Annotated in this window: 20 protein-coding genes; 11 read left to right on the forward strand and 9 right to left on the reverse strand. The window is 71.1% G+C overall.

Features of this window, described 5'->3' with window-relative positions:
• The first annotated feature begins 18 nt into the window (after positions 1 to 18).
• Positions 19 to 2250 carry an NADP-dependent isocitrate dehydrogenase gene (locus tag L3V18_RS17505; protein ID WP_237056666.1) on the forward strand — a complete coding sequence of 744 codons (2232 nt, stop codon included), beginning with the start codon at positions 19 to 21 and terminating at the stop codon, positions 2248 to 2250.
• A gap of 90 nt (positions 2251 to 2340) precedes the next feature.
• Here the strand turns inward: L3V18_RS17505 and L3V18_RS17510 are convergent, their stop codons facing one another.
• From L3V18_RS17510 to L3V18_RS17520, 3 genes are all read right to left on the reverse strand, one after another.
• Entirely contained in the window at positions 2341 to 3414 is a 1074-nt protein-coding gene (locus L3V18_RS17510; protein ID WP_237056668.1) for a DUF4344 domain-containing metallopeptidase, read from the reverse strand.
• A gap of 99 nt (positions 3415 to 3513) precedes the next feature.
• Positions 3514 to 5214, reverse strand: a complete 1701-nt coding sequence (locus L3V18_RS17515; protein ID WP_237056670.1) for a phosphoethanolamine transferase — start codon at positions 5212 to 5214, stop codon at positions 3514 to 3516.
• Entirely contained in the window at positions 5211 to 5933 is a 723-nt protein-coding gene (locus L3V18_RS17520) for a phosphatase PAP2 family protein (protein ID WP_237056671.1), read from the reverse strand. Before L3V18_RS17520 ends, L3V18_RS17515 begins: the two co-directional genes overlap by 4 nt.
• 293 nt (positions 5934 to 6226) lie before the next feature.
• On the opposite strand from L3V18_RS17520, the gene L3V18_RS17525 reads away from it, so the two are divergent.
• The gene (locus tag L3V18_RS17525; RefSeq protein WP_237056672.1) at positions 6227 to 6928 is read left to right on the forward strand and encodes a response regulator transcription factor; all 702 of its coding nucleotides are present in this window, start codon (positions 6227 to 6229) and stop codon (positions 6926 to 6928) included.
• Positions 6918 to 8231 (forward strand): sensor histidine kinase, encoded by a 1314-nt coding sequence (locus tag L3V18_RS17530; protein WP_237056673.1) that lies wholly within the window; start codon positions 6918 to 6920, stop codon positions 8229 to 8231. Before L3V18_RS17525 ends, L3V18_RS17530 begins: the two co-directional genes overlap by 11 nt.
• Before the next feature lie 41 nt (positions 8232 to 8272).
• Here the strand turns inward: L3V18_RS17530 and L3V18_RS17535 are convergent, their stop codons facing one another.
• Genes L3V18_RS17535 through L3V18_RS17545 form a run of 3 tightly spaced genes read right to left on the reverse strand, consistent with a single transcriptional unit; the run spans position 8273 to position 10565 of the window.
• The gene (locus tag L3V18_RS17535; RefSeq protein WP_237056674.1) at positions 8273 to 8479 is read right to left on the reverse strand and encodes a hypothetical protein; all 207 of its coding nucleotides are present in this window, start codon (positions 8477 to 8479) and stop codon (positions 8273 to 8275) included.
• A gap of 26 nt (positions 8480 to 8505) precedes the next feature.
• Positions 8506 to 9123: a glutathione S-transferase family protein gene (locus L3V18_RS17540; protein ID WP_237056675.1), complete on the reverse strand. Its 618-nt coding sequence runs from the start codon at positions 9121 to 9123 to the stop codon at positions 8506 to 8508.
• 26 nt (positions 9124 to 9149) lie between these two features.
• Positions 9150 to 10565, reverse strand: a complete 1416-nt coding sequence (locus L3V18_RS17545) for a M20/M25/M40 family metallo-hydrolase (protein ID WP_237056676.1) — start codon at positions 10563 to 10565, stop codon at positions 9150 to 9152.
• Positions 10566 to 10684: 119 nt separating this feature from the next.
• On the opposite strand from L3V18_RS17545, the gene L3V18_RS17550 reads away from it, so the two are divergent.
• Entirely contained in the window at positions 10685 to 11161 is a 477-nt protein-coding gene (locus L3V18_RS17550; protein WP_237056678.1) for an Lrp/AsnC family transcriptional regulator, read from the forward strand.
• 106 nt (positions 11162 to 11267) lie between these two features.
• Entirely contained in the window at positions 11268 to 12302 is a 1035-nt protein-coding gene (locus L3V18_RS17555) for a pyridoxal-phosphate dependent enzyme (protein WP_237056680.1), read from the forward strand.
• Here the strand turns inward: L3V18_RS17555 and L3V18_RS17560 are convergent.
• Positions 12274 to 12468: a hypothetical protein gene (locus L3V18_RS17560; RefSeq protein WP_237056683.1), complete on the reverse strand. Its 195-nt coding sequence runs from the start codon at positions 12466 to 12468 to the stop codon at positions 12274 to 12276. The two genes, L3V18_RS17555 and L3V18_RS17560, sit on opposite strands and share 29 nt — an antisense overlap.
• A gap of 146 nt (positions 12469 to 12614) precedes the next feature.
• Here L3V18_RS17560 and L3V18_RS17565 point away from each other — a divergent pair, with 146 nt between their 5' ends.
• The 5 genes from L3V18_RS17565 to L3V18_RS17585 all read left to right on the forward strand — a co-directional run bounded on the left by L3V18_RS17565 (position 12615) and on the right by L3V18_RS17585 (position 16959).
• Positions 12615 to 13520, forward strand: a complete 906-nt coding sequence (locus L3V18_RS17565) for a LysR substrate-binding domain-containing protein (protein ID WP_237056684.1) — start codon at positions 12615 to 12617, stop codon at positions 13518 to 13520.
• Positions 13521 to 13615: 95 nt separating this feature from the next.
• Complete coding sequence (locus tag L3V18_RS17570; RefSeq protein WP_237056685.1) at positions 13616 to 14515, forward strand: class I SAM-dependent methyltransferase; 900 nt, start codon at positions 13616 to 13618, stop codon at positions 14513 to 14515.
• A 104-nt stretch (positions 14516 to 14619) separates the two neighbouring features.
• Positions 14620 to 15036 (forward strand): pre-peptidase C-terminal domain-containing protein, encoded by a 417-nt coding sequence (locus L3V18_RS17575; RefSeq protein WP_237056686.1) that lies wholly within the window; start codon positions 14620 to 14622, stop codon positions 15034 to 15036.
• Positions 15037 to 15092: 56 nt separating this feature from the next.
• Positions 15093 to 15647, forward strand: coding sequence for a pseudouridine synthase (locus tag L3V18_RS17580; RefSeq protein WP_237056687.1), 555 nt, complete (start codon positions 15093 to 15095; stop codon positions 15645 to 15647).
• A 160-nt stretch (positions 15648 to 15807) separates the two neighbouring features.
• Positions 15808 to 16959 carry a hybrid sensor histidine kinase/response regulator gene (locus tag L3V18_RS17585; RefSeq protein ID WP_237056688.1) on the forward strand — a complete coding sequence of 384 codons (1152 nt, stop codon included), beginning with the start codon at positions 15808 to 15810 and terminating at the stop codon, positions 16957 to 16959.
• A 180-nt stretch (positions 16960 to 17139) separates the two neighbouring features.
• Here L3V18_RS17585 and L3V18_RS17590 read toward each other — a convergent pair whose 3' ends face one another.
• Positions 17140 to 17526 carry a hypothetical protein gene (locus L3V18_RS17590; protein WP_237056689.1) on the reverse strand — a complete coding sequence of 129 codons (387 nt, stop codon included), beginning with the start codon at positions 17524 to 17526 and terminating at the stop codon, positions 17140 to 17142.
• A 128-nt stretch (positions 17527 to 17654) separates the two neighbouring features.
• Between L3V18_RS17590 and L3V18_RS17595 the strand changes: the two genes are divergently transcribed.
• Positions 17655 to 18332 carry a Fe2+-dependent dioxygenase gene (locus tag L3V18_RS17595; protein WP_237056690.1) on the forward strand — a complete coding sequence of 226 codons (678 nt, stop codon included), beginning with the start codon at positions 17655 to 17657 and terminating at the stop codon, positions 18330 to 18332.
• A 64-nt stretch (positions 18333 to 18396) separates the two neighbouring features.
• On the opposite strand, the gene L3V18_RS17600 is transcribed toward L3V18_RS17595, so the two are convergent.
• A complete protein-coding gene (locus L3V18_RS17600) occupies positions 18397 to 19425 on the reverse strand; it encodes a sulfotransferase family protein (RefSeq protein WP_237056692.1) in 1029 nt (342 codons plus the stop codon).
• Positions 19426 to 19436 lie beyond the last annotated feature (11 nt).

Below are 19436 nucleotides of genomic sequence, written 5' to 3' on the forward strand. Positions count from 1 at the left end.
TGCGAGCCGAGTCCCCACATGCCCAACACTGCCAGGATCATCTACACCCTCACCGACGAAGCGCCGCTGCTGGCGACGCAGTCGCTGCTGCCGGTCATCGAGGCCTTCGCCGGCACCGCCGGCGTGGCGGTCGAAACGCGCGACATCTCGCTGGCCGGCCGCATCCTGGCGCAGTTCCCGGACGTGCTGGCCGACGGCCAGAAGGTCGCCGACCACCTCGGCGAGCTCGGCGAGCTCGCGAAGACGCCCGAGGCCAACATCATCAAGCTGCCGAACATCAGCGCGTCGGTGCCGCAGCTGAAGGCGGCGATCCGGGAGCTGCAGGCGCAGGGTTATCCGCTGCCCGACTATCCGGAGGAGCCGAAGGGCGAGCAGGAAAGCGAGATCAAGGCGCGCTACGACCGGGTCAAGGGCAGCGCGGTGAACCCGGTGCTGCGCGAGGGCAACTCCGACCGCCGCGCGCCGGCCTCGGTGAAGAACTACGCGCGCAAGCACCCGCATCGCATGGGCAAGTGGAGCGCCGATTCGAAGTCGCACGTCGCGCACATGGACGACGGCGATTTCTACGGCAGCGAACAGTCGGTGGTGATCGAGCAGCCGGGCACGCTGAAGATCCGCCTGACCGGCAGCGACGGCCGCTCGAGCATGCTCAAGACCGGCATCCAGGTCGGCGCGGGCGAGGTGGTCGACGCGACCTGCATGAGCACGAGAGCGCTGGCAGCGTTCGTGCGCGCGCAGATCGACGATGCGCGCGAGCAGGACGTGCTGTTCTCGCTGCACCTGAAGGCGACGATGATGAAGGTCTCCGACCCGATCATCTTCGGCGTCGTGGTCAGCGAGTTCTACCGCCCGGTGCTGGAGAAGCACGCCGCCGCGCTGGAGCAGGCCGGCTTCGACCCCAACAACGGCATCGGCGACCTGTATGCGCGGCTGCCGTCGCTGGACGCGGCCGTCGCCGACGAGATCCGCGCCGGGATCGACGCGCTGTACGCGCAGCGGCCGCCGCTCGCGATGGTCAACTCCGACAAGGGCATCACCAACCTGCACGTGCCCAGCGACGTGATCGTCGACGCCTCGATGCCGGCGATGATCCGCGACTCGGGCCGCATGTGGAACCCGGCCGGCGAGCTGCAGGACACCAAGGCGGTGATCCCGGACCGCAACTACGCCGGCATCTACCAGGCGGTGATCGACGACTGCAGGACCCACGGCGCATTCGACCCGGCAACGATGGGCAGCGTGCCCAACGTCGGCCTGATGGCGCAGAAGGCGGAGGAGTACGGCAGCCACGACAAGACCTTCCAGATTCCCGCCGACGGCGTGGTCGAGGTGCTCGACGACGCCGGCAACGTGCTGATGAAGCACGAGGTCGCGGCCGGCGACATCTGGCGCATGTGCCAGACCAAGGACGCGCCGATCCGCGACTGGGTGAAGCTGGCGGTCGGCCGGGCCCGCCTGAGCGCGACCCCTGCGGTGTTCTGGCTCGATCCGCAGCGCGCGCACGACCGCAACCTCGCCGCGAAGGTCGAGCGTTACCTGGAGGATCACGACACCAGCGGCCTCGACATCCGGGTGATGTCGCCGGTCGAGGCGATGAAGCTCTCGCTGGAGCGCATCCGCCGCGGCGAGGACACGATCAGCGTCACCGGCAACGTGCTGCGCGACTACCTGACCGACCTGTTCCCGATCATGGAGCTGGGGACCAGCGCGAAGATGCTGTCGATCGTGCCGCTGATGGCCGGCGGCGGCCTGTTCGAAACCGGCGCCGGCGGCAGCGCCCCCAAGCACGTGCAGCAGTTCGAGCAGGAGAACTACCTGCGCTGGGACTCGCTGGGCGAGTTCCTGGCCCTGGCCGCGTCGCTGGAGCACCTGGCCGAGACCACCGGCAACGCGCGCGCGAAGGTGCTGGCCGACGCGCTGGACACCGCCAACGGCCGCTTCCTCGACGAGAACAGGTCGCCCTCGCGCAAGCTCGGCGGCATCGACAACCGCGGCAGCCATTTCTATCTGACCCTGTACTGGGCGCAGGCGCTGGCGGCCCAGGACGATGACGCCGCACTGAAGGCGACGTTCGCGCCGCTTGCGCGGACGCTCGCCGACAACGAGGCGAAGATCGTCGAGGAACTGATCGCGGTGCAGGGCCGGCCGGTCGAGATGGGCGGCTATTACCACCCGGACTTCGCGCTGCTGGCGAAGGCGATGCGCCCCAGCGCCACGCTCAACGCCGCGATCGACGCGCTGGCCGGCTGACCTCCACACGGCGATCTCCGGCAACGCAGGGGCCCGGCACCGCTGGGCCTTTTCGTGTCCGCACACCAACCGCCGCGAATGCCGGCGGCGTCACTGGACGTACGGTGCGTCCGCGTTGCGCGCGCGTTCGCGGGCACGCTCGCGGAACAGCTGCTCGGCTTTCTCCTCGCTCATCTGGAACTTCGGCGCGACGTGCGGCAGCAGCAGCCGCAGCCACGCGCTGCTGACCCGGCGTGCCTCCTCCGGGCATTGCCGGGCACGCGCCTCGGGCAGGTCTCCGCCGGTGACCACGTCGAGGTAGCGGGCCGGGTCGCTGCCGTACAGCAGGCACTGCAGGTTGAAATAGCGCTGCTCGCCGAGCGCGTGCGCGTCGGCATAGGCATCGAGGTTGTACTGACCGGTGCTGCGGACCAGGAACCAGTGCGAGGCCATCCGCAGGTTCTCGGCGACCGTCGCCGAGGATTCGTCGATGCCGGCGAAGCGCAGCATCAACGTGGTCGCCAGCTGGTCGACCGCGTCCTCCTCGCGCCCGGTGATCGGGATCTCCAGCATCGTGATCAGCGCATGGCCGGTCTCGTGCAACAGGATGAAGCGCACGTTGGCGTCGAGATACCTCTGCGCGAACGCGTCGGCATCGGCACCCTCGATGCCGTTCTGCGCGGCCAGTTCGAGGCCACGCTCGCGCAGCACCCGCATGGTCTCGTAGCAGAGCACCACCTCGCCGCGCGGGTCGGAATAGAACGCGTTGATCTCGCCGCATTCGGCGGTCACGAAGCGGATCGGCCGCGGCAGCACGAACATGCCGTCGATGGCCTGGATCTCCGGCTGATGCCGGAACAGGTCGCCGTCCACGGCCTCGCGGTGGAACGGCGCGAGCGCCGGGCTCTTCGGCTCGCGGTACGTGTAGGCGAACTCGACGCCGCCGGCCTTGTTCTCGGATGCGGGGGCCTCCTCGATCCGCAACGGCCTGAGCGCCGCCAGCTCCCGCTCCAGCTGTTCCCGCGCGGCGGCCTCGCCGGCCACGCGGCCTTCCTCGCGCGCCTGTCCGCGCACCGCCTCGATCGTCGCGGCCCGCTGCCGGGCGGCCAGCAGCGAATAGCCGAACGCACCGGTCACCAGGCCGAGTGCCAGCGTCAGCAGCAGGATCAGGGTTCGTGAGGACATCGGCTCCCCGGCATGCGCGCCCCCGGTGCATCCGGCATCCGGCGGTGGTGCTTGACGGGGATCGTACCGGACCGGCTCCGCAGGCGGAACGGGAGGCGCTCAGCCGGACGCGCGGACGCAGCCGCGGAACAGGTCGAGTCCAGGATCGTATTCGGGTGTCGTCACCTGCATCAGCCCGAGCACCGAACTGAACAGGTTGTCGTGGCTGGCCGGCTTGATCGCCCGCCTGCGCAGGCAGCCGACATCGAGACCGCGACTGGCAACGAGGCCGGGGGAGAACCACATCACCATCGGCACCCGGGTCTGCACCTTGGGCGCGATCGCGTACGGCAGCCCGTGCAGGTAGACGCCGTCCTCGCCGAGCGACTCGCCGTGGTCGGACAGGTAGACCAGTGCGGTGTCGTGGGTGGCGTCGGCCTGCAGGCGGGCGATCAGCCCGGCCAGCACAGCGTCGGTGTAGCGGATCGCGTTGTCGTAGGCATTGACGATCTGCGAGCGGTTGCAACGGACCAGTTCCTCGCTGGTGCAATCGGGCAGATACGCGCGGGCATCGGGCGGATAGCGCTTGAAGTAGGCCGGGCCGTGGTTGCCGAGCATGTGCAGGACCACGACCTGGTCCGCGTCGCCCCCGGCGAGCGCGGCGTCCAGCCCCCCCATGAGAATCCCGTCCAGGCAATGATCGCCATCGCACAGCTGCGGATCATCCGCATGCGCCAGCGAGGTGTAGGCCAGGCTTTCGCAGACGCCCTTGCATCCGCTCTGGTTGTCGAACCAGTGGGTCGCGATGCCGGCATGTTCCAGCACGTGCAGCAGCGACTCGGAGTTCTCGATCCGGCGCTTGTCGTAGTCGGCGCGACCGATGTTCGAGAACATGCAAGGAAGCGATACCTCGGTGTTGGAGCCGCACGCGGTCACGTTGCCGAAGTTGACCGGGTCGATCCGCCGCAGTGCCGGCGTGGTGTCGCGCGCATAGCCGTTCAGGCCCCAGTTCCGGGCGCGTACGGTTTCGCCGACGACCAGCACCAGCAACCGCGGTTTGGCGCCCGCCGGCCGGCCGACGACCCTGGCCTGCCGACCCACCGGTGTTCTCGGCCCTTCGGGGTCGCGATGGTCTTCCACGGCGACCCGGACCAGCGAGACCAGGTAGTTGCCCGGCGTGATCAAGTGGCGCAGCTCGCGATGATTGCGCATCAGCGAGGACGTGGTCTGGAACGACACCAGGATCGCGCCAGCGGCCAGCAGCACGGCAAGCGCGATGCTGCCGGCGCGGATCAGCAGGGAGCGGCGCCACGTGCGGCGCCGGATTCGTACCCGCAGTACCAGCAGCGCCGGCAGCAGGCCGCGCAGCAGCAGGTCCGGCAACAGGCTGGACGTCACCAGCTCGCCGGACTCGGCGCCGTCGGTATGCAGGATGTTGCGGATCATGTCGGTGTCGAAATACACGGTGTAGTCGCGCATGAAATGCGTCGCGAGCGCGCCGCTCAGCAGCAACGCGATCAACACCGGTTTCGCCGTCCAGCGGGTGAACAGCATGCCCAGCAGGATGAAGTGCAGGGCGACTATCGCGACGAACAGACCGACGCCCGCGATCCAGCCGTCGCTCCCCTGCAGCCCGCCGCTGTCGATCGCCGCGGAAAAGAATGGAAGATTGAAGGCGGCGGCGAAGTACAGGCTGGCCAGCAGGGCGAGCTGTTCGCTGCCCAGGCTCACGCCCAGCCGCCGCCACGGGCCGCGCCACGCGGCCAGAATCGGCCCGGCGACCGCCGGGAACGTTGGCCGCGCGGAACCGACCGCGCTCATGCCGGCGCCCTCGCGGATGCGAGCTGCCGCGGCCAGAACGCCAGATACAGTCCGAGTGCGACGAACCAGCAGATCGCCGCGGTCCACACGTCATGCGACAGGAAGTGGGCCCCTCGCAGTTGCTGGGCGATGCCGAACGCCAGCCCCATTGCCAGCCCAAACGCCAGCCCGGCGTGGCGTGCACGCGGCCACGCGACGCGCAGGAAGAAGTACGACGCCAGCCACGCATAGCCTCCGCTTGCGTGCCCGGCAGGAAAGCAGGCCGCCACCGGCAACTCCGGAGGCCGTGCCGTCAGCAGCCCGATCATCGGCAGGCGTCCGCCGTAGCGACTCAAGTCCCACGGGCAGTCCATGGCGGTGACGCCTTTCAACAGCGAAACCGCGGCAGCGGCGCCGGCGGTCGCCAGCAGCAGATAGCCCAGCGGCCTGCGCAGCGGCGCCCAGCCGCCATGCAGGCACGCGGCCAGCCACGCCGCCAGCATCGTCAGCCACAACAACGCACTCAGGTTGCGGCCGCCCAGGTGGAGCACCTGCCGGGTCATCCAGGCCTCGCGCAATGCCCAGCGACCGCCCTCCCAGGCATACAGCCGGTCGGCCAGCCACAGGTCGCCGTTCCCGGCCATCGTCGCCGTCACCAGCACGACGAAGGCCAGCAGCGGCCAAGCCGCGTGGCGACGCAGGAACCCCGGTGCATGCGGCATCGGCTGCAGCGCGCGCATTCCGTCCGTGGACGGCCGCCATCCCGGCGCGGGCCAAGCGGAGCCGACGCCTCGGGGGTCTTGCAGTCGCGGATCGGAAGACATGCGGGGCGGTGCGTTGGATGGCAGCGGAAACCGCGTGCATCCTCATTGCCGCGATGTCGGACAAAGGTCGGAGCCGGATTCGCCTGGCGTTAACCGTTCAGGATTCCGACGTGTTTCCGACATCCCGCCGGCCAGGCTGGAGGCGGTCGGCTCGCGCCGATGGGTGCGACCGCCCGACAATGGCACGAGCCCGGTCCCCAGGAGTCCCGATGCGCCTGCTGGTGGTGGAAGACAACCGCAGCCTGATGTCCAACCTCTTCGAGTATTTCGAGGCGCGCGGCCATCACCTCGACGCGGCACCCGACGGTGTCACCGGCCTCCACCTGGCGGTGACCCAGGATTTCGACGCGATCGTGCTCGACTGGATGTTGCCGAGGATGGATGGCCCCACGGTGGTCGCGGCGCTGCGCGATGCCGGGCACGAGGTGCCGGTGCTGATGCTGACCGCGCGCGGGGAGCTGCCCGACAAGATCGCCGGCTTCCGCGCCGGCGCCGACGACTACCTGACCAAGCCCTTCGAACTGGCAGAGCTCGAAATACGGCTGGAGGCGCTGGTCGCGCGTGCGCGCGGCCGCCGCCAGCCCCGCGTGCTCCGGGTCGGCGATCTGAGGCTGGATCTCGACACCCTGGAGGCAAGTCGCGGAGGACGGCCGCTGCACCTGTATCCTGCCGGCCGCAAGCTGCTGGAGGTCCTGATGAAGGCCAGTCCCGCCGCGGTACCGCGCGAACGCCTCGAGCAGGCGCTGTGGGGCGACGACCCGCCCGACGGCGACATGCTGCGTTCGCACGTCTACGAGCTGCGCCGCGCCGTCGACGGCCCGTTCCAGGCCAAGATGATCCGGACTTTGCCGCGGGTCGGCTACCGGCTCGCGGTACCGACCGCGGGCGAGGAGGACGGCGATGACGAATGATGGTGGCAGCCGTTCCGCACGGCGCCCGAGCCTGCGCAGCAAGATCCTCCTGGCGATGGTCGCGACGATGGCGGTGCTGTCGGTGGCTGTCGTGTTCCAGGGCCTGGCGGTGAACGAGTACGTCGAGCGTATCGTCTGGAAGACGCTGCTGGACGGCGAGCTCGACCACCTGCTGCAACGCTATCGGGAAGAACCCGGCTATCGCTGGGTCGACTCCGACAACATCTCGCTTTACGGCGGCCCCGGCGGCAACCCGATCCCGCCGGCGCTGGCCGGCTTCGGTCCCGGACTGCACGACGACATCCTGTTCGAAGACCGCGTCACCGTGCTGCTGGTCCGCGAACTCGTGGAAGGTCCGGTGATGCTGACCCTGGACGCCGAACCGCTGGAAGCGCACGAACGGGAGCTCGCGGCGATGATCGTCGCTGCCGCGCTGGTCACCCTGCTGCTGGCGGCGCTGGCGATCGGCTGGAGCGTCAGCCGCCTGATGCGGCCGCTCGACACGATCGCCGCCCGCATCGGCGCCCTGCGCCCGGACCGCTCCGGTCAACGGCTGCCGGTGCCGGCGGGAGCCAGCCGCGAAGTCGCGCTCATCGCCGAGGCCTTCGACGGCTTCCTCGAACGCAACGACCGCTTCGTCGAACGCGAACGCGACTTCATCAACCAGGCCAGCCATGAGCTGCGCACGCCGGTCGCGGTCATTGCCGGCGCCACTGCGCTGGCCCTGCACGAGCCCGGCCTGCCGGATGCCGCTCGCGGCCAGCTCGAACGCATCCGGCGCACCGCGCGCGATGTCGAACAACTGATCTCGCTGCTGCTGGTGCTGGCCAAGGATCCCGAACGCCTGGCCGCATCCGACGGACCGATCGCATTGGACGCGCTGCTGCCGGTGATCGTCGACGATCACCGGCACCTGGCCGAGGGCAAGGACCTGACGATCGAGATCGCCGTGCTGCCGCCGTGCACGCTGCGGGCCCCGCTGCCGATCGTGCAGGCGGCGATCGGCAACCTCCTGCGCAACGCGATCGAGAACAGCGACCGCGGCCTGATCCGGATCCGGCTGGAGCGGCCGGCACGGGTGGTGATCGAAGACCCCGGACACGGGATGGCGCCGGAGGAGATCAGCGCGATCTACGCACGGATGGCCCGTCACGGCGACGGCGGCGGCGGCATCGGGCTGGAGCTGATCGCACGGCTGTGCGAACACCTGCACTGGCGGCTGGACATCGCCTCCGATCGTGGCCAGGGCACCACCACGGTACTCGACCTCGATACGGCGGATGCCGACGCCGACCCCGCCTGACGTCGGCGGGACGCCCGCCGCGAAACTGCGCCGCCGCCGGCTCAGCCGCAGCAGCCGAAACGGAACCCGGGCATCGGGCGATCCGCACGGGCGGGTGCCGTGCGGGCCGGGCTTCGGGGCGCGGCCGGCGAGGTGGCCGGCGCCGGGACGCCCGCGATGTCCGGCACCGCATGCGATGCCGGATCGCCGACCCCGCGGAGATCGCCCAGGTGACCGTGCAGGAACAGCAGGTCTTCGTAGATGCTCATCATCGCTCTCCCGATGCGCCGTCCGGTCAGTCGTGGGTGTCGCCCGACAGGGGCGTGGCGCGCATCGACGCGCGGCCGGCGAAGCGATCAAACCAGTCGGACAGGCGCGGCCGGCCGGTACGGAAGTCCGGCAGTTCACGGAAGTGGAGCCAGTCCAGCGCGGTCGCGACCGCGATATGGCCGACGTGCAACGAAGCGTCCACGTCCAGCTCCGCCTCGAGCCAGTCGTAGCCGGCCACCAGCTTGCCCAGGTAGCCGTCGCGCAGCGGCGGATAGCGCAGCTCCGCCGGCCGGCGCACGGTTTCCCAGCGCACCGCGATGCCGGCATCGGCCAGGCCCTGCGCCACCGCCTGCAGGCGCAGCGCGCGCCACCGCGCCTCGCCTTCGGCCGGGATCAGCGCGGGGCCGCCATGCTGGGTGTCGAGATAGGCGCAGATCACGTCCGAGTCGAACAGCGGTGGCAGGCCCGGGCGCAGCAGCACCGGCACCTTGCCGAGCGGGTTCTGCGCGAACACCGCTTCGTTGCGGCGGGTCGGACTGGTCTCGTGGTGGATGACCTCGATGCGGTCGGCCAGGCCGGCCTCGTGAGCGAATACCAGTGCCTTGCGCGCGTACGGAGAATGGGTCTGATAAAGCAGTTGCATGGAAGGGGTCCGGTCGGAGGGAAAGGTCAGACGGGCGCGTCGGCGGCGTCGCGCAGCAGCAGCGCCAGCGCCACGGTGAGGCGCTGCGCATAGGGCAGGTGCAGAAACTCGTTGGGGCCATGCGCGTTGGACTGCGGGCCGAGCACGCCGGTGACGACGAACTGCGCCTGCGGAAAGCGCGCGCCGAGCATGGCCAGGAACGGGATCCCGCCACCGCCGCCGAATGCGGCGCAGGGCGCGGCGAACGCCGCCTGCGAAGCGCGCTCCAGGGCGGCCTGCAGCCACGGCGCGGTGGCCGGCGCATGCCAGCCGGGCGAGATCATCTGCGGCAGGAAGCGGACCTCGGCGCCGTCCGGCGGGTCGGCTTCGAGCAGGGCCTGCAGGCGCTGCGCCGCCGCATCCGGGTCGAGCGTCGGCGGCAGCCGCAGGCTCAGCTTCAATGCCAGCGCCGGCGCCATCACCGCCGCGGCGGCGTCCACACCCGGCAGGCCGTCCAGGCCGGTCACCGTCAGCTGCGCACGCCAGGCGCGGCCCAGCAGCTGTTCGCTGCCCTGATCGTCGAGCGGGCGCACGCCGTCGGCCAGCGGCAGTTGCCGGTGCAGTCCGTCGCCCAGGGCGAGCGCCGCGCGTTCGGCTTCGCTGCGCCGGTGCGCCGGGATCTCGACCTGGAACGCGGGATCGACCGTGCCGCTGCCGGGGTCCTCCAACCGCGCCAGCAATTGCGTGGCGATGCGCCACGGCGAGGCGACCACGCCGGAGGCGTCGCCCGAGTGCACGCCGTGGGTCAGCGTCCGCACATGCAGGGTGCCCGCTACCTGCCCGCGCAACGAGGTGGTCAGCCACAACTGCGCGTAGTTGCCGCAGCCGGCATCCAGCGCGATCACCAGCGCCGGTGCGCCCAGGCGCGGCGCCAGGTGCTCGATGTAGGCCGGCAGGTCCGGGCTGCCGGACTCCTCGCTGGCCTCGATCAGCACCGTGCAGCGCGGATGGGCGATGCCCTGCGCGTGCAGCGCGCGCAAGGCCAGCACCGCGGCGAACGGAGCGTAGCCGTCGTCGGCGCCGCCGCGACCGTACAGGCGCTCGCCCTCGAGCACCGGCGTCCACGCGCTGCGGCCCGGCGCCCAGCCGTCCATCGCCGGTTGCTTGTCCAGGTGGCCGTAGATCAGGGTCGCGCCCTGGCGGGTGCCGGGCACGTCGATCAGCAGCAGCGGCGTGCGCCCCGGCAGGTGCAGCACCTCGACGCTGGCGCCGGCGACCTCGACCAGCTGCGCACGCGCCCAGTCGGCGAGCAGGGTCGCCGCGCGTTCGAGTTCGCCGCGCGCCGCCCAGTCCGGGTCGAATGCCGGCGATTCGCACGGAATCGCCATGTAGTCGCACAGCGCGGGCATGGCCAGCACGTTCCATTCGCGCTCGATCGCGGCGAGCCATCGTTCGGATTGCATCGTGTCTTCCAGGTCGGGAGTCGAGGCCGTGCATGCTAGGACCGCGACTGCGCCGGCTGGCGGCGATCTGCGCCCTCCCGATGCGGTTTTCCGGCACGGGCGCTGCTTAAGATGACGGCATGAACCTCGACCGCTTCGATCGTGAATTGCTGAACCTCGTGCAGGAAGACGTCGGCCGTACCGCCGAACAGCTGGCCGCACAGGTTGCACTGTCGCCGTCGGCGATCCAGCGCCGCCTGCGCCGTCTGCGCGAGCAGGGCGTGATCGAGCGCGAGACGGCGATCGTCGACCCGAAGCACGTCGGCCGGCCGACGTTCTTCATCGTCGGCCTGCAGGTCGAACGCGAGCGCCCCGAACTGCTGGCCCAGCTGCGCCGCTGGCTTGCGGCGCAGCCGCAGGTGCAGCAGGCGTTCTACGTCACCGGCGAGGCCGATTTCGTGCTGGTGATCACCGCGCCCGACACCGAGAGCTACGACGCGCTGATGGCGCGCATGGTCGCGGAGAACCCGAACGTGTCGCGCTTCACCACCAATGTCGCGCTGAGCGTGGTCAAGCGCGGGCTGGCGATCCCGGTTCCGTCATCGGAGGCGGACTGACACCTCGTCCGCTTTCGCCCCGGCCGCCGTGCGATGCGCCGTTTCCACGCACGACGACGGCGCCGATCGCGGCCAACCGACGCCGTGGCCGCGGCAATCTGGCGGCATGGACAGCCCCTTCCCGAACGCCGCGACCGGCGACCCGCGCATCGACCCGCATGCGCTCTGGCCCGACTACCGTCCGACCCGGCTGCTCGCGCTGCCGGCGCTGGCCCGGCACCTGGGCATCGCCCAGGTCTGGGCCAAGCTCGAAAGCGAACGGCCGCTCGGCAATTTCAAGTCGCTCGGCGGCAGCTTCGCGGCGACCCGCGCGCTCGCGCTGGCGATGTCCCGCGCACCGGACCGGCCGCCGCCCCGGCTGGTCTGCGCCAGCGACGGCAATCATGGCCTCGCGGTCGCGGTCGCCGCCCAGCGCGCCGGCACGACGGCCACCGTCTATCTGCCCGGCTCGGTCGATGCGGTCCGGGTCGCCCGCATCGCCGCCGCCGGTGCGGAGATCGTCCGCGTCGACGGCCGCTACGACGACGCGGTCGCGATGGCCGAGGCGGCGGCCGGCGACGGCGCAGTGCTGATCGCCGACACCTCGGACGATCCGGACGATCCGGTCGTCGCCGACGTGATGAGCGGCTACGCGGTGCTGGTGCGCGAGCTGGCCGCGCAGCTGGCGCAGGCGCAGGCACGGCCCAGCCACGTGTTCGCCCAGGCCGGCGTCGGCGGACTGGCCGCGGCCCTGGTCGAAGGCCTGCAGGAGCGGATGGCCGGGGCGTCGCGGATGCTGGTCGTGGAACCGGCCAGCGCCGCCTGTGTCGGCCACGCGCTACGCCTGGGCCGCCTCGCGACCGTCGAGGGCGCGCTGGCGACGTCCGCTTCGATGCTGTCCTGCGGTCGTGCTTCGGCGCCGGCGCTGCGGATCCTGCTGCGCCACCGGGCCGGGGCGATCGCCGTCGACGAACCGCGTCTGTCCGATGCGGTGGCGCAGTGGCGGAAGTTCGGCGAAGGCACGACCACCACCTCCGGCGCGGCCGGCCTGGCCGGCCTGCTGCACGTCGCCGCCGCGCCCGCCCGCCGCCGGCGCCACGGGCTGGACGCCGACAGCGTCGCCGTGCTGGTGATCAGTGAGGCCGCACCGCCGTCAGGCTGATCCACGCCCGGCCCAGCATTCCGCCACGGCGTCCACGGGCGGCCCGCCGGGCTGGCTTCGGCTGCGCCACCGGCCGCTTCTGCGGGGCGGCGGGTTCGATGTCGTCGGCCACCGAGAGGTCGCGCAGGTAGCCGTGCAGGAACAGCAGATCCTTGTAGATGCTCATCGTCGCTCTCCAGGTCGGGGGCCGTCGGGTGGGGGAGGGAGTGGACGACCCTTAAAGTGCATTGCAAGATACGCCTGCAGAACACCTCTAAAAAGCGACACTTTTGCAAGTGTTCGTTCAATTCAGTTCAAGTCGAGTCCGCCGCCATGGCCCGCCCTCCACTGCATGCCCTGCTCGGTTTCGCCGCCGCCGCCCGCGCCGGCAACCTGACCCGCGCCGCCGAGTCGATGCACCTGACCGTCAGCGCGCTCAGCCACCAGATCCGCGGCCTGGAGGAACGCCTGGGTCGGCGCCTGTTCGAGCGCAATTCGCGCGGCGTGCGCCTGACCGGCGACGGTCAGCACCTGATGAACCGGGTCGCTCCGCACCTGGACGCACTGGAGCAGGCGCTGCGCCCCTACGGTCCGCGCCACGACGACATGCTGACCCTGAGCATGACGCCGTCGATGGCCTCGGCCTGGCTGGTGCCGCGACTCGGCGGCTTCCTCGCCGCGCACCCGCAGGTGCAGATCAGTCTGCAGTCGACCGCTGTCGCAATCGACTTCGAGCGCGAGCGCGAGGTCGATGCCGCACTGCGGATCGGCAGGGGTCACTGGCCGGGGCTGGTCAGCGAACACCTGTTCGACGAATGGGTCGCGCCGGTCGCCAGTCCGGAACTGGTCGCACGCCTCGGCCCGGCGCGGATGGCCGGGTTGCAGGACTGGCCGCTGCTCGGCGAACCCGACGACGGCAACGAACAGTGGCTGGCGTGGTTCGCCGCCCACGGCGGCGAGCCGCCGGTGCGCTACGCGGCCCACTTCGACGACACCGAGGCGCTGCTGCGCGCGGCGGCCAGTGGCGTCGGCGTCGCGCTGGGCCGACTGACCCGGGCGCGCCTGCTGATCGAATCCGGCCAGTTGGTACGGCTGAGCGACGAACGCCTGCGCACCCAGTACGCGCACTACCTGGTCTATCCGCAGCGCTCGGCCGACCACGCCGGCCTGCAGGCCTTCCGCCAATGGCTGCTGGCCGAGGCCGAGGCCTACGAGGTGGCATTGGAGGCCGGCACCTGAGACGCGTCGCGGGCGCGCAACGCGCTCCCGCAGCACGGCAACGCCGGTGACGGCCATCGGGTAGGCTGGGCACCCCCATCCGCTGGAGGCACCGCATGACCCGCACCCTGCTCGCCACCCTCGTCCCGATCCTGTTGCTCGGCGCCTGCACCGCGACCGAGGCGCCGCCCGCGACCGACACGCCGGCCACCGAAGCGGCCACCGAAACCGCCGGCGCAACGGCCGAACCGACGACCGGCACGTCTGCCGACGCCCTCGCCGCCGCCGTCTCCGGCGACTGGCGCGATCCGGCCAATACCGCCCGCGACCGCTACCGGCATCCCGCCGAGACCCTGGCCTTCTTCGGCATCGCCCCGGACCAGACCGTCATCGAGATCACCCCGGGCGGCGGCTGGTACGCCGAGATCCTCGCGCCCTACCTGCGCGAGAACGGCCATTACATCGCCGCGGTCTGGGACGACGCGATCGAGGGCCAGCCCGACTACCGCTACCGCCTCAACAAGGAGTTGCGCGGGAAGTTCGCCGGCAACGCCGCCGTCTACGGCACGCCCGAGGTGCGGGTGTTCGATCCGAAGGCACCGGTATTCGGCCCGGCGGCATCGGCCGATGCGGTGGTGACCTTCCGCAACGCCCACAACTGGGTCGCCGCCGGCGACGGCGCCGCCTACTTCAAGGCCTTCTTCGACGTGCTCAAGCCCGGCGGCACCCTCGGCGTCGTCGATCACCGCGCCAAGCCCGGCACCGACGCGGAGACGATGAACGAATCCGGCTACCTAACCGAAGACCTGGTGATCGGGCTGGCCACCTCGGCCGGATTCGAGTTGGCGGAGAAGAGCGAGGTCAACGCCAACCCGGCCGACACCGCCGATCATCCGAACGGCGTGTGGACGCTGCCGCCGAGCAACCGCCACGACGAGGCCGACGACGCCAGGTACCAGGCGATCGGCGAAAGCGACCGCATGACCCTGCGCTTCGTCAAGCCGGCCGCCCCCTGACCGGCTTCTTCAATCCGGCGCCGGCGCCGGCAATAATGCCCGTCGCCGGCGCCGCTCGAACCCGGGGCGGCGCCGGTCCCTCTTTCAATGCATAAGGACATTGTGTGCACAAGCTTTCCCTGACCGCCCTCGCCGCCGGCCTGCTGATGGCGGCCACCGCCGCCCACGCCGCCGACCCGACCCTGACCCTGGGCCGCCTCGTCAACGACAGCCTGTCGACCTCCAGCCGCCCCAGCGACGGCGGCGGCCGCAGCCAGGACTACACCCTGCAGCTAGGCGCCAACCAGTTGGTCGCGATCAGCGCCAAGTCGTCCGAATTCGATCCCGTGCTGATGCTGTTCGCGCCCGACGGCAGCCGCCTGGCGGAGAACGACGACCGTGCCGACGGCGACACCAATGCGCTGATCGTCGCCTCCACCACCGAAGCCGGCGAGTACCGGGTCCGCATCAACTCGCTCGGCAGCGGCGAGGATTCGGTCGGCGCCTACACGATCAAGGCCAGCGTCGTCAGCGACGACTGAGCCTGCGACGGGCGCGGTCCCGCGCCGGTCGACGCCTGCGTGCCGATCGAACCGACGTGCTGATCGCGTTCAACAAGCCGTTCAACGTGCTGTGCCAGTTCACCGACCGCAGCGGGCTGCAGGACGGCGCGCAGGCACGGCGCACGTTGGCCGGATTCGGGCTGCCGGCCGGGGTCTACCCGGCCGGCCGCCTCGACTACGACAGCGAGGGCCTGCTGCTGCTGACCGACGACGGCCGCCTCGCCCATCGCCTGAGCGATCCGCGCCACAAGCAGCCCAAGACCTACCAGGTGCAGGTCGAAGGCGGACCGGACGACTTCCAGCTGCAGGCGCTGCGCGACGGCGTCGTGCTCAAGGATGGCCGGACACGGCCGGCACGGGTGCGCCGGATCGACACGCCCGACCTGTGGCCGCGCGACCCACCGGTGCGCTACCGCAAGACCGTGCCCGATGCGTGGCTGGAGCTGACGATCACCGAAGGACGCAACCGCCAGGTGCGGCGGATGACCGCGGCGGTCGGGTTGCCGACGCTGCGCCTCGTCCGGGTCGCGGTCGGCGCCATCCGGCTCGCCGGGCTCGCCCCCGGCCAGTGGCGCATCGAAGCCCCGTAGCGTGCATGCGCACGCGTCTGCGACCGCCGCCTCGCCGACCTGTGCAGGTTTACAGGATGTACGGCAGGGCAGTCGTCGTGGATTCTGATAACGTGCATACCTGTTCAGAGACGGACCGCCGCGGGCCTGGGGAAACCGCGCCACCCGGGGGCAACACCGCATGACCACACCCGCCAACAGCCAGGGCCGCATCCTGGTGGTGGACGACCAGGCCGCCAACCTGCGCGTCGTCGGCGCCCTGCTGACACGCCAGGGATACGCGGTGACCACCGCATCGAGCGGCGACGAAGCGCTCGCGCGCTGTCGCGAGGCGGATTTCGACCTGATCCTGCTCGACGTGATGATGCCGAGCATGGACGGCTTCGAGGCGCTGGCCGCACTGCGCAACGCGATGGGCAACGGCCGCGTGCCGGTGATCTTCGTCACCGCCGCGCATGACCGCGACCTGCTGCTGCGCGCGTTCGACGCCGGGGTCGTCGATTACGTCACCAAGCCCTTCCTGCCGGAAGAGCTGCTGGCGCGGGTCAACGCGCACATCGGCCTGAAGCTCACCGTCGATCGCCTCGAGCGGGTCGCGCGCGAACGCGAGGAGCTGGTCAGCCTGGTCGCGCACGATCTCAAGAATCCGCTGACCAGCGCCCTGTTCGCCAGCGAGCTGCTGCTCGAGGACCAATGCAAGCCCGAGCGGGTGCCGCGCTACCTGAAGATCATCCACGAGAGCGCGACCGACGCGCTCGGCTACATCCACCACTACCTGGAGAGCCGCCACGACAGCCGGCGCGGCAACGGTCGCGCGCGGGCCAGCGTCACCGCGACCCTGCACTGGCTGCTGCAGCGCTACGAGGTGCAGCTGGAGGCGACCGGGATCGAGGCCGAACTGCACCTGCCGCCGCGCGATGCGCTGGTGGCGATCGACGAGCGGGTGCTGCGCCAGGTCACCGAGAACCTGGTCACCAACGCGATCAAATACGCACCCGGCGCACCGCTGACGATCGCCGCGCGGATGGGCGCGCCGGGCTACTGGCAGATCGTGGTGTCCGACCGCGGCCCCGGCATTCCCGCCGCCCACCAGCGCGACCTGTTCAAGCCGTTCACCCGCCTGACCGAGGAGGAGGACGGCATCTCCAGCGGCCTGGGCCTGTCGCTGGCGCGGCAGATCGTTTCCGCGGCCGGCGGCCAGCTCTGGTACGAGCCGCGGCGACGCGGCGGCGCTCGTTTCATCGTCGAGTTGCCGGAAGCCGCGACCGGCTCCGCGGAAGACGCCGCCGAGGCGTCGGAGGTCGAGGGCACCGCGGCGGTGCAACGGGAGTGAGCGGCTGACGCTGTCGGCACGGCGCCGACGGCAGGGACGGCGATCCGGACCCGCCGCATCCCGGCGGCGGTGTCCATCGAACACGCAACGGGCCTGGTCGGGCTTCGGACGGAGGCGGCGCCATCCGCGCGGCGGACGACCTCTGCGATGCGACGTCCGGCACGGGCGCCGGGCGCCAGCCTACTCGGCCGCCGGCGTCACCGCGGGCTGCGCCGCATCCGCGCCGGCTCCGCCCCTTCGCGCCTCGACCCGCTGGGCGCGGCCTTCGAGCAACGGTCTGTCGCCTGCTTCATCGGCGGTGTTCGAGGCCGCGGCACGCAGGCGCTGCCGGTGCCGATAGGAGGCGTAGCAAAGCAGGCCGGCACCGGCCACGGTCGCGATCGCCACCGCCGGATGACGCCGCGCGAAGCCGCCGATCACCCGCGCGCCGGTGCGCAACGCTCCGATCTTGAGTCCGGCTTCGAGCCATTTCGCCGCATCGCTGCGGCGCAACGAGTCACCGACCGATCCCACCCATTGCTGGGCGCTCTCGGCGGCATGGCGTGCGTGTTCGGCGGTCCTGTTCATGGTGGAGATCCAGTGACGTGCGGGACCGGCAGTGTGCACACGACGATGTCGAACGGCCGTGAGCGGTTGCCGGCCCGCGACTGAATGCCGATCATGGTGCGGTCATCGCAGCTGCGCCGAGCCACCTCATGATCCGAGTCCTGCCCGATGTCCTCAGCGCCGCGGAACTGCAGGCGGTGCGCGAGTTGCTGCCGCGGGTCGGCTTCGGCGACGGCCGGGTCACCAATCCCGGCTCGACGGTCAAGCACAACCTGCAGGCGCCGCAGGAGGACCCGGCCAACGCGCGCATCGCCCAGCTCGTCCGCGACGCGTTGTTCCGCTGCGCCGAGCTGCGCACGTTCGCGCAGCCGCGGACGATGGCGCGCACCACCGTGGTCCGCTACGAACCGGGCATGGACTACGGGTGGCACGTCGACGAGGCGCTGTTCCCCTCGCAACCGCCGATCCGCAGCGACCTGTCGTGCACGATCTTCCTCAACGACCCGTCCGAATACGACGGCGGCGCGCTGACCATCCAGCTCGGTGCGCAGGAACTGTCCTACAAGCTCGACCCGGGCAGCGCGATCCTGTATCCGTCCACCACCATCCACCGGGTCACCCCGGTCACCCGCGGCGTGCGCATCGCCGCGATCACCTGGCTGCACAGCTGGATCGCCGACAGCAACCGTCGCGAGTTGCTGGTGCAGCTGGACGAGGCGCGCGCCCTGATCGCGCGTGGTGCCGCCGGCGAGACCGAGCGCCAGCGCGTGCAGGTGCTGCTGGAGTCGCTGCGCACCAACCTGTTCCGGATGTGGTCCGACACCTGAGCGCCTTCGCGCAGGCGGCCGGCACCGGCTGAACCCGCCGGCCCGGCCCAGGACCCGCGCGTCCTCAGGCGTCGCGGGCGAGGACCGCGGCCACTTCCGGGTGGCGTCGCGCCTGCGCCGCCAGCCATGCTTCCGCCGCCGCGATTCCGGAGGCGTTCCGCTGCAGGGCCAGTTCCAGGTCGTGACGACGGTCCCTCGGCCCGTACTCGTGCGCCTGCGCCTTCGAATAGCGCCCCCACACCGGCGAAGCCAGCGCCACCGGCACGCTGCCATCGTCGAGGCCGAGGTGCCGCGCGATCGTCGCCAGCGTCGGCCCCGGGGCTTCGAGCAGCGTCTCGAAGTCGACCCGCAGCACGCGCGCGCCATGGGGCCCTGCGGCCAGCGCGCCGAAACGCAGGCGCTCGGCCAGCCAGCCCATCGCGCACTGCTCCGGCAGCGACATCGCGTGCAGGGCGAGGCCGTCGGCGAAGCCGCAGGCCTGCAGGTGGCGCAGGCGCTCGGGCGCGGCGCTGGCGGCGTCGTTCACCGAGTCCGCCGACTTGAACAGCGTCGCCAGCCACGGCCGCAACGGCATGTCGAGCAGGACCGCGCGCATCGCGGGATGCAGGTCGAGCAGGGGCCCGATCAGGCCGTTGCAGCTGCTGGTCGCCTTGACCAGGCTGCGCGTGCACGGCGGTAACGGCCGCGACCATGCCGCCCACGCCGCCTGCAGCAGGCGTTCGGCGCCATCCACCGACAGCCGCGCGTCGGCCTGGCCGCGGGTCGGCCAGGCCTCGGCCAGGATCCTGAGCGGCAGCGGTTCGCGCAGCGACTGCAGTTGCGGCCAGCTTTCCAGCAGGCGCGCGAGCAGGGTCGAACCGCAATGGCCGATGTGGAAGATCGCATCGGCCGGCATGGCCGTTCCCGGCTCCGCCTGCAGCCACGCCGGCAGCGGCAGCCAGCCGCCCTCGGGTTCGGCCGGCAGCGCGCGCTCGTCGAGGAAGGCGGCAGCGTGGCGGCGGGCCTGGCCCAGGCGCACCCACAGCACGCGCTGGCCAACCAGGTCGAGGCGGAACGGCAGGAATTCGGGATCGTGCAGCGGCGACGGCATCATCGCCGCAGTGT

Source organism: Marilutibacter chinensis (genome assembly GCF_021725675.1).
GTDB lineage: Bacteria > Pseudomonadota > Gammaproteobacteria > Xanthomonadales > Xanthomonadaceae > Marilutibacter > Marilutibacter chinensis.